General features: G+C 44.0%; 18 protein-coding genes. 9 read left to right on the forward strand and 9 right to left on the reverse strand.

Features of this window, described 5'->3' with window-relative positions:
* The 3 genes from GMA13_RS01045 to GMA13_RS01055 form a co-directional block, all read right to left on the reverse strand.
* Window positions 1-2,151, reverse strand: coding sequence for a ComEC/Rec2 family competence protein (locus GMA13_RS01045; protein ID WP_255882324.1), 2,151 nt, complete (start codon window positions 2,149-2,151; stop codon window positions 1-3).
* A gap of 61 nt (window positions 2,152-2,212) precedes the next feature.
* The gene (locus GMA13_RS01050) at window positions 2,213-2,551 is read right to left on the reverse strand and encodes a histidine triad nucleotide-binding protein (RefSeq protein ID WP_255882325.1); all 339 of its coding nucleotides are present in this window, start codon (window positions 2,549-2,551) and stop codon (window positions 2,213-2,215) included.
* Window positions 2,552-2,635: 84 nt separating this feature from the next.
* The gene (locus GMA13_RS01055; protein WP_255882326.1) at window positions 2,636-3,490 is read right to left on the reverse strand and encodes a DegV family protein; all 855 of its coding nucleotides are present in this window, start codon (window positions 3,488-3,490) and stop codon (window positions 2,636-2,638) included.
* 137 nt (window positions 3,491-3,627) lie between these two features.
* Between GMA13_RS01055 and GMA13_RS01060 the strand changes: the two genes are divergently transcribed.
* Both GMA13_RS01060 and GMA13_RS01065 read left to right on the forward strand, forming a co-directional pair.
* Complete coding sequence (locus GMA13_RS01060) at window positions 3,628-5,694, forward strand: TIM-barrel domain-containing protein (protein ID WP_255882327.1); 2,067 nt, start codon at window positions 3,628-3,630, stop codon at window positions 5,692-5,694.
* A complete protein-coding gene (locus GMA13_RS01065; protein WP_370687030.1) occupies window positions 5,687-6,340 on the forward strand; it encodes a hemolysin III family protein in 654 nt (217 codons plus the stop codon). Before GMA13_RS01060 ends, GMA13_RS01065 begins: the two co-directional genes overlap by 8 nt.
* A gap of 100 nt (window positions 6,341-6,440) precedes the next feature.
* Here the strand turns inward: GMA13_RS01065 and GMA13_RS01070 are convergent, their stop codons facing one another.
* The 3 genes from GMA13_RS01070 to GMA13_RS01080 all read right to left on the reverse strand — a co-directional run bounded on the left by GMA13_RS01070 (window position 6,441) and on the right by GMA13_RS01080 (window position 9,973).
* Window positions 6,441-7,949: an Ig-like domain-containing protein gene (locus GMA13_RS01070; protein WP_255882329.1), complete on the reverse strand. Its 1,509-nt coding sequence runs from the start codon at window positions 7,947-7,949 to the stop codon at window positions 6,441-6,443.
* 294 nt (window positions 7,950-8,243) lie between these two features.
* Window positions 8,244-9,083, reverse strand: a complete 840-nt coding sequence (locus GMA13_RS01075; RefSeq protein WP_255882330.1) for a leucine-rich repeat domain-containing protein — start codon at window positions 9,081-9,083, stop codon at window positions 8,244-8,246.
* A 14-nt stretch (window positions 9,084-9,097) separates the two neighbouring features.
* Window positions 9,098-9,973 (reverse strand): DegV family protein, encoded by an 876-nt coding sequence (locus tag GMA13_RS01080; protein WP_255882331.1) that lies wholly within the window; start codon window positions 9,971-9,973, stop codon window positions 9,098-9,100.
* 126 nt (window positions 9,974-10,099) lie between these two features.
* On the opposite strand from GMA13_RS01080, the gene GMA13_RS01085 reads away from it, so the two are divergent.
* Window positions 10,100-10,381 (forward strand): YlmC/YmxH family sporulation protein, encoded by a 282-nt coding sequence (locus GMA13_RS01085; RefSeq protein ID WP_255882332.1) that lies wholly within the window; start codon window positions 10,100-10,102, stop codon window positions 10,379-10,381.
* Window positions 10,382-10,485: 104 nt separating this feature from the next.
* On the opposite strand, the gene recR is transcribed toward GMA13_RS01085, so the two are convergent.
* Window positions 10,486-11,088 carry a recombination mediator RecR gene (gene recR / locus GMA13_RS01090; protein WP_255882333.1) on the reverse strand — a complete coding sequence of 201 codons (603 nt, stop codon included), beginning with the start codon at window positions 11,086-11,088 and terminating at the stop codon, window positions 10,486-10,488.
* Window positions 11,089-11,090: 2 nt separating this feature from the next.
* Complete coding sequence (locus GMA13_RS01095; RefSeq protein ID WP_255882335.1) at window positions 11,091-11,441, reverse strand: YbaB/EbfC family nucleoid-associated protein; 351 nt, start codon at window positions 11,439-11,441, stop codon at window positions 11,091-11,093.
* A gap of 221 nt (window positions 11,442-11,662) precedes the next feature.
* On the opposite strand from GMA13_RS01095, the gene rplU reads away from it, so the two are divergent.
* From rplU to GMA13_RS01125, 6 genes are all read left to right on the forward strand, one after another.
* Entirely contained in the window at window positions 11,663-11,971 is a 309-nt protein-coding gene (gene rplU / locus GMA13_RS01100) for a 50S ribosomal protein L21 (RefSeq protein WP_255882336.1), read from the forward strand.
* A 2-nt stretch (window positions 11,972-11,973) separates the two neighbouring features.
* Window positions 11,974-12,294 carry a ribosomal-processing cysteine protease Prp gene (locus tag GMA13_RS01105; protein ID WP_255882337.1) on the forward strand — a complete coding sequence of 107 codons (321 nt, stop codon included), beginning with the start codon at window positions 11,974-11,976 and terminating at the stop codon, window positions 12,292-12,294.
* A 4-nt stretch (window positions 12,295-12,298) separates the two neighbouring features.
* Window positions 12,299-12,580, forward strand: a complete 282-nt coding sequence (gene rpmA, locus GMA13_RS01110) for a 50S ribosomal protein L27 (RefSeq protein WP_255882338.1) — start codon at window positions 12,299-12,301, stop codon at window positions 12,578-12,580.
* A gap of 132 nt (window positions 12,581-12,712) precedes the next feature.
* Entirely contained in the window at window positions 12,713-13,084 is a 372-nt protein-coding gene (locus GMA13_RS01115; protein ID WP_255882339.1) for a DUF6483 family protein, read from the forward strand.
* Between the two features lie 19 nt (window positions 13,085-13,103).
* On the forward strand, window positions 13,104-14,375 hold the full coding sequence (gene obgE / locus GMA13_RS01120) for a GTPase ObgE (protein WP_255882340.1): 1,272 nt from the start codon (window positions 13,104-13,106) through the stop codon (window positions 14,373-14,375).
* 10 nt (window positions 14,376-14,385) lie between these two features.
* Window positions 14,386-14,781 carry a Mini-ribonuclease 3 gene (locus tag GMA13_RS01125; protein WP_255882341.1) on the forward strand — a complete coding sequence of 132 codons (396 nt, stop codon included), beginning with the start codon at window positions 14,386-14,388 and terminating at the stop codon, window positions 14,779-14,781.
* 82 nt (window positions 14,782-14,863) lie between these two features.
* On the opposite strand, the gene GMA13_RS01130 is transcribed toward GMA13_RS01125, so the two are convergent.
* Window positions 14,864-15,673, reverse strand: a complete 810-nt coding sequence (locus GMA13_RS01130; protein ID WP_255882342.1) for a hypothetical protein — start codon at window positions 15,671-15,673, stop codon at window positions 14,864-14,866.
* Window positions 15,674-15,954: the final 281 nt, after the last annotated feature.

Raw genomic sequence — 15,954 nt, forward strand, 5'->3', positions numbered from 1 at the left:
TTATTCGCCTCTTTTAGTGTATAGAATTTTATCGTTAATGCTAATGCTTATTTTTCTGTATTGATTAAGCGATATGGTGTTGTCACAGTATAACTCCTGCTGTGAGTATAGGCTATCGTCCTTATCACTGCAGGCAATAATAGTATTATCTGCCTTTATCACGTTGCTGTCAAGCGGTTTGGTTGTTATCAGCAGGCTTGGTTTTTTGTAATAATCGGGGAGTTTGCTGACATATTCCGGGTTCGGCAGTATAAGAATATATTCATCTTCAAGCTCAAGTATAACAGCGCTTGACTTTTCAAAGGGCAGCAGTACAAGCGTGTATTTATCCCACAGCCTTATTTGCTGTGAGCCGGAATATGGGGTTGCATTGTCGAGTGTTTTTAAAAGCTGCTTATTAGTGCTTGTGTCCTGTATAAAATACCTTTCGCTTATGCAGGAGCTTCGTACAATAGAAAACATTCCACCGCCTTCCTTGGTGCCGCTCTTGACAGTGAAAAGGTTTGTGCTGTCAGAGTCGGTCAAAGCTTGCTGAACGCTATATCTGTTAGCTGTACCTCCGCAGGCTATAACAGCGCTATCGCCGTTCTTTTCAAGAACAGCGGTGATTCCTCCGCCTGTGCTTATCAGTGTAAGTGCGGCATTGTCTGTGCTTGCTATTGAAAAAACGGAGAATATCAGGCTAAAGGCGAGTACGGCGCAGCCGCCGGAAATAAATGCGGATTTCTTCGTCCTTTTTATGATGATAACTACTGCGGCAGCTAATACAAGTACACCTACTATTACTTTCATATACGGCAAATCAAGGTTAAGCTTTGCATACGGAAGGCTTGATATGCCTGTGACCACAGCTGCTATGTATCGTGAGATTAAGCCTGAGATTAAACCAAGGGGATAAGATAAAAAGCTGCAAAGCGGAATGAACGAAAAAATGACAAATAAGAGCGAGAATATCAGCAGCGCCGGAACTGCGAGGGTGAGCAGTATATTAGTAACGATGAAATAAGCACCGATGAAATTGAAGTTTACCGCTATGATAGGAGCGGTTGCAAGAAAAGCCGTAACAGACATTGCAACAGGCGTGATTATTAATTTCTCTAAAACTCTGTTGTCAATGTATTTTACGCAGGTGTCAACAAAATACGGCGTAAGCGTTACAATGCCGAGTGTTGATGCGACAGACAGCTGAAAGCCGATGTCGAGAACGGACAGCGGAGAGAAAAGCGTAATTATAAGTACCGCAAAGCCAAGGCTGTTCAGCGAATCGCCACGGCGGTTAAAAAGACTGCCTGAAAGCATTATTATGCACATTATTCCTGCTCGGACAACCGACAGAGTAAAGCCTGTAATCAGCATAAAGCATATTACAGCTAAAATTGATACAATGCTCGACAACCTGCGTTTTTTCGTAAGAAAATAGAGCAGTGTATACATAATTGACGATATGACAGACAAATGCATACCCGATACAACAGCAACGTGAGCTGCTCCGCTTTCACGAAAGGCATTTAGCACAGGTGAGTCGAGTGCAGATTTTCTGCCGAGTAACAGTGCGTCAATAATTGAAGCCTCGTTTTGCGGCAGATAGCTGTAAAGCTTGTCTGAGCAAGCGGTTTGAATTTTCTTTGCGGCGATAAATAAAGGGTTTCCGTTAGTTCTGTCGGTGAAGCTTATACTTGTCGGATAAAGCTGTAACCCTACGCCGTTTGAATAGTAGTAGTTTTTGTACGGCCCTGTTATTTCCTCAAGCGAGCCGCTGATTATGTAAACCTCATAGGGCTTCAGCTTTGCGCCTGTTACGAGAACAGTTGATTTTTCACCGTTACTTAATGCAAGCTGACCTATCGCTCTTGAACTGCCGATTATTTCCTCGGATGAGAATTTGGCATTTTGTATTTCGGGCTTTTGCAAAAGCTCCGCCGTATTACTGTGAATTGAGTTGAGCGTTGCTCCGCCAAGGGCAAGACCAACTGCAAGTGAAACGAGCGTTAATGCGGCAACGGCGTTTCTTAACCGCTTGAGTATAAGCGAGAGAACAAAAAACGCAAGGCACAGCGCACAAAGAAAAAGAGTGATTTTTAGCTCAAACAGAGAAGCCGCAAATGCGCCTGCGCCGAGAGCAAAGCCTGAAACAGTCAGCGGCCTTTTCACAAAAATCACTCTTTCCTTTTTATTTTCTGTGTTTAAATATTTTCTTTACAAGGCGTTTGATTCAAATAATCTTTTCACCCATTGTCTTGCCACCGAGCAAGTGGAAATGCAGGTGCATTACAGTTTGCCCTGCGTCCTTGCCGCAGTTGTTAATAATGCGGTAACCGTTTTCAAGTCCGAGCTGTTTTGCAACTTTTGGAATAACTGTGAAAATATGCGCTACAACATCTGCGTTGTCCTGCGTTATTTCATTCACACAGCAGATATGCTGCTTTGGAATAAACAGAACGTGAACCGGTGCCTGTGGGCTTAGGTCATAAAAGGCAAGGCACTTGTCGTCTTCATAAACCTTGTTTGACGGAATTTCTCCGTTTGCGATTTTACAAAAAATACAATCCATTTTTTACATCTCCTGTTATAATATACATATTGTAGTAAAATACAATCCGCAATAAAACCTACAGTATAAATATACAATTTGTAATCATTCTGTCATAAACAAAATGCCGAGAGTATTCGGACCGCAGTGCGATGATATAGTGCAGCTTGCCCTTGTAATGTGAATCTCATTAAAGTAGTTTTTGCTCTTGATAAGCTCATAAATTGCCTGCTCTATCTCACGGGATATGCCCGAATGTGTGATGAAGATTCTGTCATTTTTTATGCTGTCATACTGACTTAAACGCTCTTCAACATACTGTGCAAGTACCTTTTCCAGCTTACCTCTGTACTTTTTGCCGACTGTCATTGAGCCGTCGTTATTGTTTACCTCAATGCACGGCTTTAAATTCAGCAGGTTTGCGCCAAGCATTGCAAGCGTTGAGCATCTGCCGCCTGCACGCAAAAAATTGAGCTTATCTATGATAAAGCTTGCGTGTGTTTTCGCAGTCATTGCGCTGACCTTATCAGCTATTTCCTTACCGGACAAGCCGTTCTCAGCCGCTAAAGCAGCCTCAATAACAAGCAGGCCTGTTGCGCTTGAAAGATTGCGGCTGTCAATTGTATAAACGCCTGAAAGCTCCTTTGCCGCAGCCGCCGCATTCTGTGCAGAGGAGGATAAAGCACCGCCGAGGTTTATGTGAACAACCTCCAGTCCATCGGCTGTGAACTGCTCGAAAAAGCTTAGATATTCGCCCACGCTGATTGCAGAGGTTTTGGGGAGCGAGCCGGTTTTATAGAAGTTGTCGTAAATTTCGTCGGGCGTGATGTTCACCATATCTTCACAGCATTTGTTGTTCATGGTTATGTGCAGGGGAATTGTGCGTATGCCGTAACGGTCGATAAGCTCGCCGTTCAGGTCACAGGTGCTGTCAGCAGTGATAATAACCTTCTTTGACATCTCGTAATCTCCTTTTTGTAATTATTTTATTAATATACTGTCTATTGTTTTTTTCTTGCTCTGTATATATAATTAAGCTGTATAAGCTTATTATATTACATTTTGCACAAGATAGCAAGAAAGGAAGATGATTATTTATGATTTTTAGGTACAAATTTGGTGAGCCAATAGAAACCGGCGCAGTTGTTGATTTTTGCGGTGTACAGGACTGTGAAAGCGGCAAGCCAAAGTATTTTTCTTTAGAAAACAGCGGCTTAAGCTTTAAAAGAACGCTTAAGCCGGGCGTTGCAGTTTACGGTCTTGGTGAAAGCATAAGAGGAATCAATAAGCGGGGCTGGCATTACAAGAGCTTCTGCTCAGACGACCCTGTTCACACCGAGGATAAACAGTCGCTCTACGGTGCGCATAACTTTATTGTTGTTGACGAGGAACAGCCTTTTGGCGTGTTTGTAGATATACCGGGCAGAGTTGATTTTGACGTTTGTGCTGATAGGTATGATGTGCTTGAAATAGCGGCTGAGGACAGTAACTTTTATTTTTACGAGATAACCGGCGAAACGATAAAGGATATAGTAAGACAGTTTCGCAAAATGATTGGAAAGAGCTACACTCCGCCGCTTTGGGCATTTGGTTATCAGCAGTGCCGCTGGAGCTATCCGGATGAGGCAAGCGTAAGAGCAGTGGCGGAGGGCTACAAAAACGCCGACATTCCGATTGACTCTATTTACCTTGATATCGACTATATGGAGGCTTACAAGGACTTTACGGTTGATAAAAGCAAGTTTCCTAATCTTCCTGCGCTCACATCGGAGTTTAAGGAGCAGGGAATTCACCTTGTACCGATAATAGACGCAGGCGTTAAAATTGAGGACGGTTATGATGTTTACGAGGAGGGCGTTGAAAAGGGGTACTTCTGCAAGGATGAAAACGGCGAGAATTATGTTACTGCTGTGTGGCCGGGCAAAACGCTTTTTCCTGATTTTCTCAACAGCGACGCACGCCGTTGGTTTGGTATGAAGTATAAGTACCTTACCGATATGGGTATTGACGGCTTTTGGAACGATATGAACGAGCCTGCGATTTTCTATACTGAAAAAGGTCTTGAAAGAGCGTGGTCATATGTTGAAAATGAAAAGGGCAAGCCGATTGATGTAAACAACTTTTTTGATTTGCGTGACGCCTTCGGAGGGCTTGCAAACAGCGAAGAGGATTACAAGGCAATTTACCACGATATGGACGGCAAGAAGATTTGCCACTATAAGGTGCATAATCTTTACGGCTACAATATGACAAAAAGCGCCGCAGAAGCTCTTAATAAAATTATGCCGAACAAAAGAGCTTTGCTTTTCTCTCGTGCTTCATACATCGGTATGCACCGCTTCGGCGGAATATGGATGGGCGACAACCAGTCGTGGTGGAGTCATATCCTGCTCAACCTTAAGATGTTGCCGTCGCTTAATATGTGCGGCTTTTTATACACAGGCGCAGACCTTGGCGGCTTTGGCGGGAACTGCACAAGAGATTTGCTTATGCGTTGGATTGCGCTTGGCATATTCTCGCCGCTTATGAGAAACCACTCAGCTCTCGGCACAAGGGCACAGGAGTGCTATAATTTTGAAAAACCGGAGGAATTCAGGGAGCTTATCAGACTGCGTTACCGCCTGATTCCTTACCTTTACAGCGAATTTAACAAGGCAAATGACAGCTATGATATGATGTTTAGACCACTGGCTTTTGATTACCATGAGGATAAATTCGCACGAAGCGTGGAGGATCAGCTTATGCTTGGCGATGAAGTTATGATTGCTCCTGTTTATGAGCAGAACGCAATTGGCAGATACGTTTACCTGCCGGAGGATATGCTTTTGGTGATGTTTGAAACAGCCGAGAAATATACGCTCAAAAAGCTTGAAAAGGGTCACCGCTTTATTGAGGTTCCACTTAACCGGGTTCCTGTTTTTATCAAGAAGAACAGACTTCTGCCGCTGTGCAGACCCTCTGCCAACACCAAGCAGATGCGACTTGATAAGATAGAGCTTTTCGGTTGGGTTGATGAAAAAGCGGAATATGAGCTTTACACAGATGACGGAATTTCAAAGCAGAATAAGGGAGAAAAAACGATAAGGTTTACAGCTGACAACGGCAGAGTTTTATCAGACTGTGCCGAGGTTGAGGTTTCCGATGGGGGCGTTGTCTTTGGCTGATAAGAACAAAAAAAGACGCTACACTCTTGGCGAAGAGATTTTTAATTCCGTATCTCACGGTGCAGGCGGTGCATTGGCAATAGCCGGAACAGTAGTGCTTATTATATGCTCGGCTATATATTCCGATGCGTGGGCGGTTGTGAGCAGTTGCATTTACGGCGCTTCACTTATCATTCTGTATACAATGTCCACTCTCTATCACGCTATAACCAACGAGAAAGCGAAGAAATTTTTCCGCATAATGGACCACAACACAATCTTCTTCCTTATTGCAGGAACCTACACGCCAATGACGATTGCATTTTTGCGTGGTGCGTTGGGATGGGTGCTGTTCGGCATTGTGTGGGCAGCGGCTATAATCGGAATTTTGCTGAATTCAATTGACCTTGAGAGATTCCGTAAGCCGTCTGTTGTCTGCTATATTGCAATGGGCTGGGTTATCATATTTGCGTTTAAACCGCTAATTGAGGCTATACCGACAATTTCGCTTGTGTTCTTGCTAATCGGCGGCGGATTTTATACTATTGGCGTTATCTTTTACATTGTAAAAAGAATACGCTACTTCCACTCGGTATGGCACCTGTTTACGGTGGCCGGAAGTGTTTTCCACTATTTTGCAATACTGCTTGGATTTATTTTGAAATAAAGTTATACACTCATAATTAATTGACGCCAGTTGGCGCAAAAAATCCCTCTCTTGCCATAATGACAGGAGAGGGATTTTTCTGAAAGGATGTTTATACAAATTATTCAATAACTCGTCTTATAGATCGATAATTTCCTATGCCGTAATCGTGTGTTACCATATAGCCCTCAGTAGGAGCATGAATTTTGCCGCCGTAGCCGTCATATATAGCAACGTGACCACTGTAAACAATGATGTCGCCCGGCTTTGCTTCCTCAAGGCTTACCTCACGTCCGGCGTAGATAAGGTCGGTTCTGATACCCCAAAGGTTTATGCCGAACTTCTCGTAAACAGCGCAGATAAAGCCAGAGCAGTCAACTCCGCTTGTAAGGTCTGTTCCGCCCCATACATACGGCAGCCAGCCAACGTACTTTTCAGCTTCTTCAACAACCGAATTGGCTGTTTCATTTATGTCAATATTGTCAGGAATTACTACCTCATAATTCGGAGCTGTCTCAACATAATCTACAACGCCGCTTACCGTTACGGGACAGCTTGCGGTAGCTCCACTGCCATCGACTGCTGTTGCTATTATTTCACACTGACCGTTATCAACGGGATAAACAATGCCGTATTCATCAACAACAGCTACAGCCTCGTTGGTGGTTGTCCAGGTTACAGCTGTGTTTGCGGCTGTTTCAGGAAAGTATTCAAGCAGCGTAAGCTGCTCTGTGCAGCCGAGTCCGCAGAACTGAATGTCTATGTAATTAAGTGAAATTTTATCTAGCAGGCTTGGGTCCTTGACCGTTACCTTGCATTTCTTAGTTATCTTAGAGCCGTCTGTGGTTGAGCAGGAAATTGTGGCGTTTCCGGGCGAAACTGCCTCTACCTTGCCCTTTGAGTTTACCTTTGCTACCTTTTCGTCGCTGCTCTTCCATTTGAGTTTTTTGTTTGCAGCGTCATCCGATTTTACCGTTGCTTTTATAGTAGCTGTCTTGTCGGGCGACAGTGTAAGGGAGCTTTTTGAAAGCTTCAGGCTGCTCACTTGAACAGTGTCAACGGTGATAACGCATTTCGCAGTTGTCTTGGTGTTTTTCTCGGTGCAGGTGATTGTCGCTGTACCATTCATTTTAGGCTTTACCTTACCGTTTTTATCAACAGTGGCAACGCTCTTGTCTGAGCTTTCCCACTTGTACTTTGCTGTAATGCCGGTTTTGCTGAGAGTTGGCTTAAGCGTCAGTGCGTCCTTCAGTTTTTTGAAGGTTTTTTTAGTTTCACTGAGAGTGAGTTTTATTGGCTTGCCGGCAATAACGCCGTCTGCGCTGTTGCCGCCGCCTGACTTGTGCGACAACGTGCCGGTGCTTACGAGCCTGCTGCTAATAAAAGCTGTCGGCAAAAGCCCGTTGTCTTCAGCTTCAACAACAAACTGAGAGGGAGAAAGAACGCTTACCGAGTCGGTGCTGTTTTGAACTGTCGGAAAAACAGCGAAGGCTGTTATTGATGCCGCAGCTAAAGCTACGGACGAAAAAGCTATGGCAAACTGCTTTTTGCTTGTATTTTTGATTTGGTCAACAATACGTGTTACAAATGGCAGGTGTGCCAAGCCGTTGAGTTTTTGAATAAAAGACATTTTGCTAAACCTCTGTTGCTTTATTACAAATTGATTAATCAATTTGCACATTATAGTTATTATATAATAAAAAAGTCGGTTTGTCTGCAAGAATTTTTAAATAATTTGTTAAATTTTCGTAAGAAAATATGAGATTAAATAGAGTGTATATTCTGATATGTAAAAAATAACATGACATAATTGTTACGCGTAAAAATGTAATGATATTTTTTGTTTAATATGCTAAAAAAGAGCCGCAACATTTTTGGCTGTTGCGACTCACTTAAAGCTTAACATATAGTATCCGTATTTTGTTTACTCGCCAAGGCTTTCATACTTTGCTGTGACACCATCAGCTTTTGTTATTTCCTCAGCGTCGGTTGAATCATAGCCCTTTACTGTTTTAAGAGCAGGGCAGTTTTGGCAGGTCGTTTCGGGGTTGTCGATGGTTTTAAGACTCTTTGGCAGTGTTAGGGTTTCAAGATTTTTACAGTTCCAGAACACGCCCATACCAATTCGTTCAACACCCTCAGGCAGCTCAGCTTGTGTAATGCCACTGCCCATAAAGGCAAAGGTTTCAATATTTTTTACAGAGGAGGGAATCTTGACTTTCTTAAGTTTGGTGCAGCCTGAGAACACGCCGGACGGTATGGAGCTTACCGTGGAGGGAATAGTGAATTCCTCAATGCTGCTTTTGCCGGGAAAAGCGAGCAGTATGGTTTTGTCCTTGTCCATGAGAGCAGCGTTTTCGATTATGTATGACGGGTTGTCCTTATCAAGCTCTATACTTTCAAGCTTGTTGTTCGTAAAGGAATGTGATTCAATATAGGTTACTGTTTTTGGAATTACTACAACCTTAACGTTCTCGTCAATATTGTAAAAGGTGTTTGATAATATTTCCGTAACCGGCTTGCCGTCAATTTCCTGCGGGATATTAATTGTTTCCTCTTTGCCGATGTATGCGGTAAGGCAAATGTGGTTGTCGAATACGTCGTATTTATAAAGCTCGTTGGCTGTGCTTTTTTCATAGCCTGAGGAAGCGATTTTGGTGTTGTCAACCTCGTTGCTGCTTGAACAGCTGCACGATGTAAGCGATGACAATGCAAGCAGTGAGCAGGCGGTGCACAAGGCTGCCAATATTATTTTTGATTTCATATTTTTCCTCCGAGTTAAATATTTCTTTTCCCCATAAACGCAAGCGCAACCATACCGTTGCCAACGTGAGCGCCGATTATAGGGCCAACTTTTGCTATTACCACGTGCTTTACAAGCTTCTTTTCTTTTAGAATCTTTTTAAGCTCTTCTGCTTTCTCAGGGCAGTTTGCATGGCCGATAACAACGGTTTGCTCGGTTGCGTTAACACCGTCAGAAATTAAGCGGCTGACAATTTCACTGTAAACTTTCTGCTGACCTCTGATTTTTGCTATCGGGACAAGCTTGCCGTTCAAATCAACAGATATAAGCGGGCGTATTCCCAAAGCCTTGCCGAATGCCGCCGCGGTCGGGGAGATTCTGCCGCCTCTTTTAAGTTGGTCAAGGTCATCAACAACAAACCAGTGGCAAGCCTTTAATCGGTTATCCTCAACCCATTTTGCAAGCGTGTCAATATCTGTGCCGTTTTGGCGCATCTTAGCGGCATTAAGCACAAGCACACCCTCACCGATTGATGCCGACAGCGAGTCAATGACAATTATTTTACGATCGGGGTACTTTTCCTTAAGGTCATTAATTGCGATATTGCATGTTCCGAAGGTGCTTGACATACCTGATGTAAAGCAGATATATAGAATGTCCTTGCCTTCCTTAAGAACAGGCTCAAAGCTGTCTTTAAAGTCCTTGTAATTTATCTGGCTTGTCGAGCAAGCGGCGCCGCCCTTGAGCTTTTCGTAAAACTCGGTACAGCTCAGCTCCTTTTCATCAACATTATACTTGTAAGCTATGCCGCCAAGTGTAACTGTCATAGGGATAACAGTGATATCATATTTTTCGCACAGCTCCGCCGTTAAGTCGAGGGTGCTGTCTGAAAACAAAGCATATTCGCTCATTTTATTTCCTCCTGTGGGTATAATTTGAGATTATTGTACCACATTTTTTGCCTTATCACAACACAAAGACAAAAATATTCATTCTTTACGGCTTTATCTCATAGATATAAACTGTGAGGTGATCCAATGAGATGCAGAATTGTTGAGCTAAGGCACAAGGAGGTTATCAGCGCAGGCGACGGCACAAGGCTTGGCTTTGTAGATGATGTAGAGGTTGATACCTGCACTGCAAAGCTTGTGTCGATTGTAATTTTTGGGCGTTTTCGATTTCTTGGCTTATTTGGCAAGCGCAACGATATTACCATATGCTGGGAGAACATAAAGCTGATAGGAGAGGACACAATTTTGGTTGATTACTCCTGCCCGCCGAGGAGAAAGAGGAGAGGGGTATTGCCGATTTTTAAGTAATTTGTTCATAAAAACTCTGTAAGGCTTTCAATGCTGATAAAAAAATAATCGCTCAATGCTTTGTTTACATTGAAGCGATTATTTTTATTTATTAGCAACTGTTTTTAAATTTCACTTCTGCCCTCAAGCGCTCTGAGCAGGGTCATTTCATCTGCATATTCAAGGTCGCCGCCGACAGGCAGTCCCGACGCAATTCTTGTCACCTTAATTCCAAGCGGCTTTAACAGCTTGGAAATATAAACCGCCGTTACTTCGCCCTCGGCAGTGGCGTTTGTAGCCATAATGACCTCTTTTAGCTCACCGGAGGAGGCACGCTCAACAAGCTCACGGATTTTAAGCTGCTCCGGCGTTATGCCGTTGAGCGGTGATATTGCACCGTGCAGAACGTGATATACGCCCTTGTATTCCTGTGTGCGTTCAAGCGCAATAACGTCTTTTGGGTCCTCGACAACGCACACAGTAGAGCGGTCACGCTTTTCGTTTTTGCAGATAGGGCAAAACTCGCCGTCTGCAAGGTTACAGCACACCTTACAGTAGTGTATTTTGCTGTGAGCGTCCGTTATAGCCTGAGCGAATGCCTGTGCGTCCTTTTCTGGCATTCTCAGAACGTGGTAGGCAAGCCTTTGTGCCGTTTTAGAGCCTATGCCCGGCAGACGTTCAAACTGCTCTATCAGCCGTGCAAAGGGAGCTGCGTTATAGCCTGCCATTATCAGAACAGTCCCGGAATGTTAATTCCGCCCGACAGCCTTTCCATAGTCTGCTCCTTGTCGGCTGCAGCGGCTCTTATTGCCTCGTTTACTGCTGCCATAACAAGGTCTGAGAGCATCTCTACATCTTCGGGGTCAACAACCTCCGGCTTGATTTCAAGTGATTGTATCTCCATTTTGCCGGTTACACAAACGCTTACTGCTCCGCCGCCTGCTGCTGCGTTATATTCCTTTTCCTCAAGCTCGGCTGTAGCCTCGTCCATCTGAGCCTGCATTTTCTGAGCCTGCTTTGCAAGCTGCTGAATGTTAGCGGCTCCGCCTCCACCGTAGCCTTGCGGTAATCTTGCCTTCATAATAAATACATCCTTTCGTGTTATTGTACAGTATTGATTATACCTTTTTGCGGTTTTATTGTCAAAGAAAATATTATCAAGTTAATGGCTGAAATAACAAAAAATTAGTTGACAGCAAACTGCTGCGGTGCTATAATGTTATAGCCGCTTACTGTGGGCATATTAAAGCGAGCTTTGCTCCGCCCAACGAGTAGCGAGTCTTAAATAAAGGAATGAACAGAATGTACGCAATTATTGAAACAGGCGGAAAGCAGTACAAGGTAGCTAACGGCGACGTTATCTATGTTGAGAAGCTTAACGCAGAGGACGACTCAACCGTAGATTTCAACGTTGTTGCTCTTGGCACTGACGACGGTATCAAGGTTGGCGCACCTTATGTTGAGGGCGCAAAGGTAACAGGCAAGGTTGTAAAGACCGGCAAGGGCAAGAAGGTTACAGTTTTTACCTACAAGCCGAAAAAGGGCGAGAAGAGAAAAATGGGCCACAGACAGCCTTACACAAAGATTGAAATCCAGAGCGTAAACGCATAATTATGATTAATACAAGCTTTTATGTCAATCCAAAGGGCGAGCTTCTTGGGTTTCGTGTTTTCGGTCATTCGGGTTATTCTGAGGAGGGCAGCGACGTTGTGTGTGCTGCGGTAAGCTCAGCGGCTATTATGACGGCGAACACTATAACCGATGTGCTGTATGTTCAGTGCGAGCTTACAGTCGGTGACGGCGACATAATGCTTAGAATTTTTCAGCGTGACGCAGTGCGTTGCCGTGATATTTTGTCCGGCTTTAAGCTGCATATGCAGCAGCTCGAAGAGCAGTATTCAGAGTATATTAACGTAAATTATACGGAGGTGTAACGTAATGATAAAAGTAAATATTCAGTTGTTCGCTCATAAAAAAGGTATGGGTTCAACTAAGAACGGACGTGACTCAGAGTCAAAGCGTCTTGGTGTTAAGCGTGCAGACGGACAGTTTGTTTTAGCAGGTAATATCCTTGTTAAGCAGCGTGGAACACACATTCACCCGGGCACAAATGTTGGCCGTGGTTCAGATGACACACTTTTTGCAACAGTTGACGGCGTAGTTCGTTTTGAGCGTGTTGGCCGTGACCGCAAGCGTGTAAGCGTTTACGCAGAGCAGTAATTGCAGGTGTGAACAAACACACAGTCATATTCAGAGAGGTGCCGTGAAAACTGCACCTCTTTTTCTTGTTTGCGCTAAGTGTACTGAAAAATAACTGCAAACACGGCAGTAGAATTGAGAGCGATAAAATAAATGTTTGAGAATGACTATATACTGAAGCAAATTGAAATGACCACGAAATTCCTTGCAAAGCTTATTTTCGGCAAGGAATCGCCCGAATATAGGCTGCAATATGATGAAACAGCCAACGCCCAGCCAGCCGACCGGCTCTGTCTTACACTTCGCCGTATGATAGACGAGGGTGAAATCAATGAGGCGGAGAATCTTTTGTATGAGAATATTGAGTGTGAGGCACGGGCAGAATATCTTGAAATAGCAATTGATTTTTACGACAGACTTTCCAAGCTTGATGAAAAAACGCTTGACGAGAGCGATTTTTCAAGAGCTGAGATTTTAGAGGGTCTTGAAAACGTGAAGAAATTATACGGAATAGAAACAACCTGACGAAAGGATGGCGGTATGAATGTTTGTTGATTATGCTAAAATCAATATAAAGGCAGGTGACGGCGGCGACGGAGCTGTGTCGTTTCACCGTGAAAAATATGTAGCCGCCGGCGGACCGGACGGCGGTGACGGCGGCACAGGCGGAGATGTCTGCTTTTTGGCTGACGATAATCTGTCAACGCTTGCCGATTTCCGCTACAAGCGCAAGTATGCCGCACAAAAAGGCGAAAACGGAAAGTCGGGCAGACGCTTTGGCAAGAGTGCTCCTGCGCTGATAATAAAGGTTCCGAGAGGTACGGTTGTCAAGGAGGCTGAAACCGGCAGAATTTTAGCCGACGTTTCGGGCAATGAGCCTGTAACCGTTGCAAGAGGCGGCAAAGGCGGCTGGGGTAACACCCACTTTTCAACACCGACAAGGCAAATACCAAGGTTTGCAAAGCCGGGTATGCCGGGTGAGGAATATGATGTAACGCTTGAGCTTAAGCTTTTGGCTGATGTGGGACTTGTTGGCTTTCCGAATGTCGGTAAGAGCACGCTTGTGTCGGTAGTCAGCGAGGCAAAGCCTGTTATCGCAAACTATCACTTTACAACAATAACGCCTGTTTTGGGCGTGGTTCGCATAGATGAGGGCAGCTCATTTGTTATGGCTGATATTCCCGGACTTATCGAGAATGCAGGCGAGGGTGTAGGACTTGGGCATCAATTTCTGCGCCATGTTGAACGCTGCCGTATGCTCATTCATATAGTCGATGTTTCGGGCAGCGAGGGTCGTGACCCAAAGGAAGACTTCGAGATAATCAACCGTGAGCTTGCAAAGTTCAATCCGGAGCTTACTAAGGTGCCTATGCTTGTTGCAGGCAATAAGTGTGACCTTGCAACCGATGAGCAGATTGAGGATTTCAAGAGCTTTGTTGAGGGCAAGGGCTACGAATTCTTTCCGATTATGGCTGCTATCCGCTATGACGTTGAGCCGCTTTTGAATAAGACGAGAGAGCTTTTAAGCAAGCTGCCGCCGATTGTTCGTTATGAGGCTGAGCCAGCACCTGTTGTTGAGGCGGATAGAATCAAGGACAAGAAGTTCACCGTTAAGGTTGTGGACGGAATTTATGTTGTTGAGGGCAAGTGGCTTGCCAATATTATGCGCTCGGTCAATTTTGATGACTACGAGTCGCTGCAGTATTTCCAAAGGGTACTTGTTGACAGCGGAGTTATTAAGGCTCTGCGTGACGCAGGTGTAAGCGAGGGCGACACCGTGTCTATTTATGACCTTGACTTTGACTTTGTGGAATAGTGGTGAGTATATGGGAAGATTATTAAATGATAACTGTGACCCAATTCAGCTTAGCCCCTTAACACTTGCGTTTGTCGGTGACGGCGTTTTCGATTTAATGGTGCGTGAGCGTCTTGTATGTAATGCAAACGCACCCGTGGGAGCGCTCAATAAGCAGAAGGTAGATATAGTGTGCTGTAAAAGCCAAGCCGATATTATGGAAAGGCTTATGCCTGAGCTTAGTGAGGATGAGCTTGCTGTTTTTAAAAGGGGCAGAAACGCTCACACAGCGCATACGCCTAAGAATGCGACAAGCTCACAGTACCACAGTGCAACCGGCTTTGAAGCTCTGTGGGGGTACTTATACTTAAAGGGTGCAACCGACAGATTAAACGAGCTGTTTGAGAAGTCCGGAATGTTTGAGTGAATAGCAGGAAAAATTAATACACTTAAATATATATAAAGCCACCGCATTGTCAGCTTAGCTGAGCTTTGCAGTGGCTTGAATTTTATCTTGAGTTGTTTAAGTTGTTTTGCTCCGCAGCAAGCTGCTGGAACTTTGACGGCTTCTTCGGCTTTTCAGGCTTTACAGTCTTGCCTCTGTAACGCTTAGCGTGCTTCCATGCCTTAAGGAGCATTTCGTCAAGAGCTTCTTCCATAAGCTTCTCATTTTTCTCACCCTCAATGCCGTTGAGAATTACAATTGTAATAATTGAGCGGCAATCCATATCGCCGTTTTTGTACTGAGCATTAAGTACAGCGCCAAGCTTTGTGATAAGCTGGCGGTTTCCGCTTGAAAGCAGATTGTTAACCTTTGGTACAACAGATGTTTTGGCGAAAGTTGAACTGCGGAACGGGTCATAGCAGTCTTCCTCGTTAAAAATATCTTCCTTTAATTCAGGAATGACGGTAACAAGCCTTTTAAACATAAATACCGGATCTACGTTGCCGTCCTCATCTCTTTTTTTTCTTTTCTGCTGTCTTTGAGCTTTCTGTCTTACCGGAGCGCTTACCGTTGCGACAAAATCGTTTGCTATGCTGTTTGCATCCTTCTTATCGTTTGTTTCAGGGTCAAACATCCAAGTTGCAAGAGCTTTCCAATCGTTGTCGGGCCCGTCGTCTGTCATACCGCAGCTTTCAAGCACCATACGCTGCTTGTCAGAGTAATAGATAACAGAATACGCAATTGCATCATTAGCATAGAGAGATACCATTTCGTCATTTTGTGCGTTTGAAACATTTAGCTTTGAAAAGCCTTGCGGCTCTAACGCCTCTTGAACTCTTGAACATATAAAATCAAAAGCCTCGTTTATCATCATAATAACATCATTCCTCATAGATTCATTTTAAACTTGTATCGGCTTAAGCCGTCATATTCTCTATTATAACGTGTATTTTACTATTTGTCACTACTTTTTTGTTTTTTTGCATTTTTTATCAAAAGTGCAAATTAAGAGCAAATTGTCGAATGAATGTATGTGTTAAAATGATATGAACCAATAAAAAGAGAAGTAACTTCAAAATATGGTATAATGGATTAGCTACAAAACATTAACCAAGAAAGAAGTACTTCTCATGAATATATTAACACAAGAAGCAA

Source organism: Ruminococcus sp. zg-924 (assembly GCF_024433635.1).
Classification (GTDB): Bacteria; Bacillota; Clostridia; order Oscillospirales; family Acutalibacteraceae; genus UBA7067.

Bases quoted from the DNA above. Each gene is read 5' to 3' on its own strand.
- obgE (WP_255882340.1), top strand. From the start codon at position 13,104: ATGTTTGTTGATTATGCTAAAATCAATATAAAGGCAGGTGACGGCGGC.
- GMA13_RS01075 (WP_255882330.1), bottom strand. From the start codon at position 9,083: ATGAAATCAAAAATAATATTGGCAGCCTTGTGCACCGCCTGCTCACTG.
- rplU (WP_255882336.1), top strand. From the start codon at position 11,663: ATGTACGCAATTATTGAAACAGGCGGAAAGCAGTACAAGGTAGCTAAC.
- GMA13_RS01050 (WP_255882325.1), bottom strand. From the start codon at position 2,551: ATGGATTGTATTTTTTGTAAAATCGCAAACGGAGAAATTCCGTCAAAC.
- GMA13_RS01070 (WP_255882329.1), bottom strand. From the start codon at position 7,949: ATGTCTTTTATTCAAAAACTCAACGGCTTGGCACACCTGCCATTTGTA.
- GMA13_RS01085 (WP_255882332.1), top strand. From the start codon at position 10,100: ATGAGATGCAGAATTGTTGAGCTAAGGCACAAGGAGGTTATCAGCGCA.
- rpmA (WP_255882338.1), top strand. From the start codon at position 12,299: ATGATAAAAGTAAATATTCAGTTGTTCGCTCATAAAAAAGGTATGGGT.
- GMA13_RS01060 (WP_255882327.1), top strand. From the start codon at position 3,628: ATGATTTTTAGGTACAAATTTGGTGAGCCAATAGAAACCGGCGCAGTT.
- GMA13_RS01115 (WP_255882339.1), top strand. From the start codon at position 12,713: ATGTTTGAGAATGACTATATACTGAAGCAAATTGAAATGACCACGAAA.
- GMA13_RS01095 (WP_255882335.1), bottom strand. From the start codon at position 11,441: ATGAAGGCAAGATTACCGCAAGGCTACGGTGGAGGCGGAGCCGCTAAC.
- recR (WP_255882333.1), bottom strand. From the start codon at position 11,088: ATGGCAGGCTATAACGCAGCTCCCTTTGCACGGCTGATAGAGCAGTTT.
- GMA13_RS01055 (WP_255882326.1), bottom strand. From the start codon at position 3,490: ATGTCAAAGAAGGTTATTATCACTGCTGACAGCACCTGTGACCTGAAC.
- GMA13_RS01105 (WP_255882337.1), top strand. From the start codon at position 11,974: ATGATTAATACAAGCTTTTATGTCAATCCAAAGGGCGAGCTTCTTGGG.
- GMA13_RS01080 (WP_255882331.1), bottom strand. From the start codon at position 9,973: ATGAGCGAATATGCTTTGTTTTCAGACAGCACCCTCGACTTAACGGCG.
- GMA13_RS01130 (WP_255882342.1), bottom strand. From the start codon at position 15,673: ATGATGATAAACGAGGCTTTTGATTTTATATGTTCAAGAGTTCAAGAG.
- GMA13_RS01125 (WP_255882341.1), top strand. From the start codon at position 14,386: ATGGGAAGATTATTAAATGATAACTGTGACCCAATTCAGCTTAGCCCC.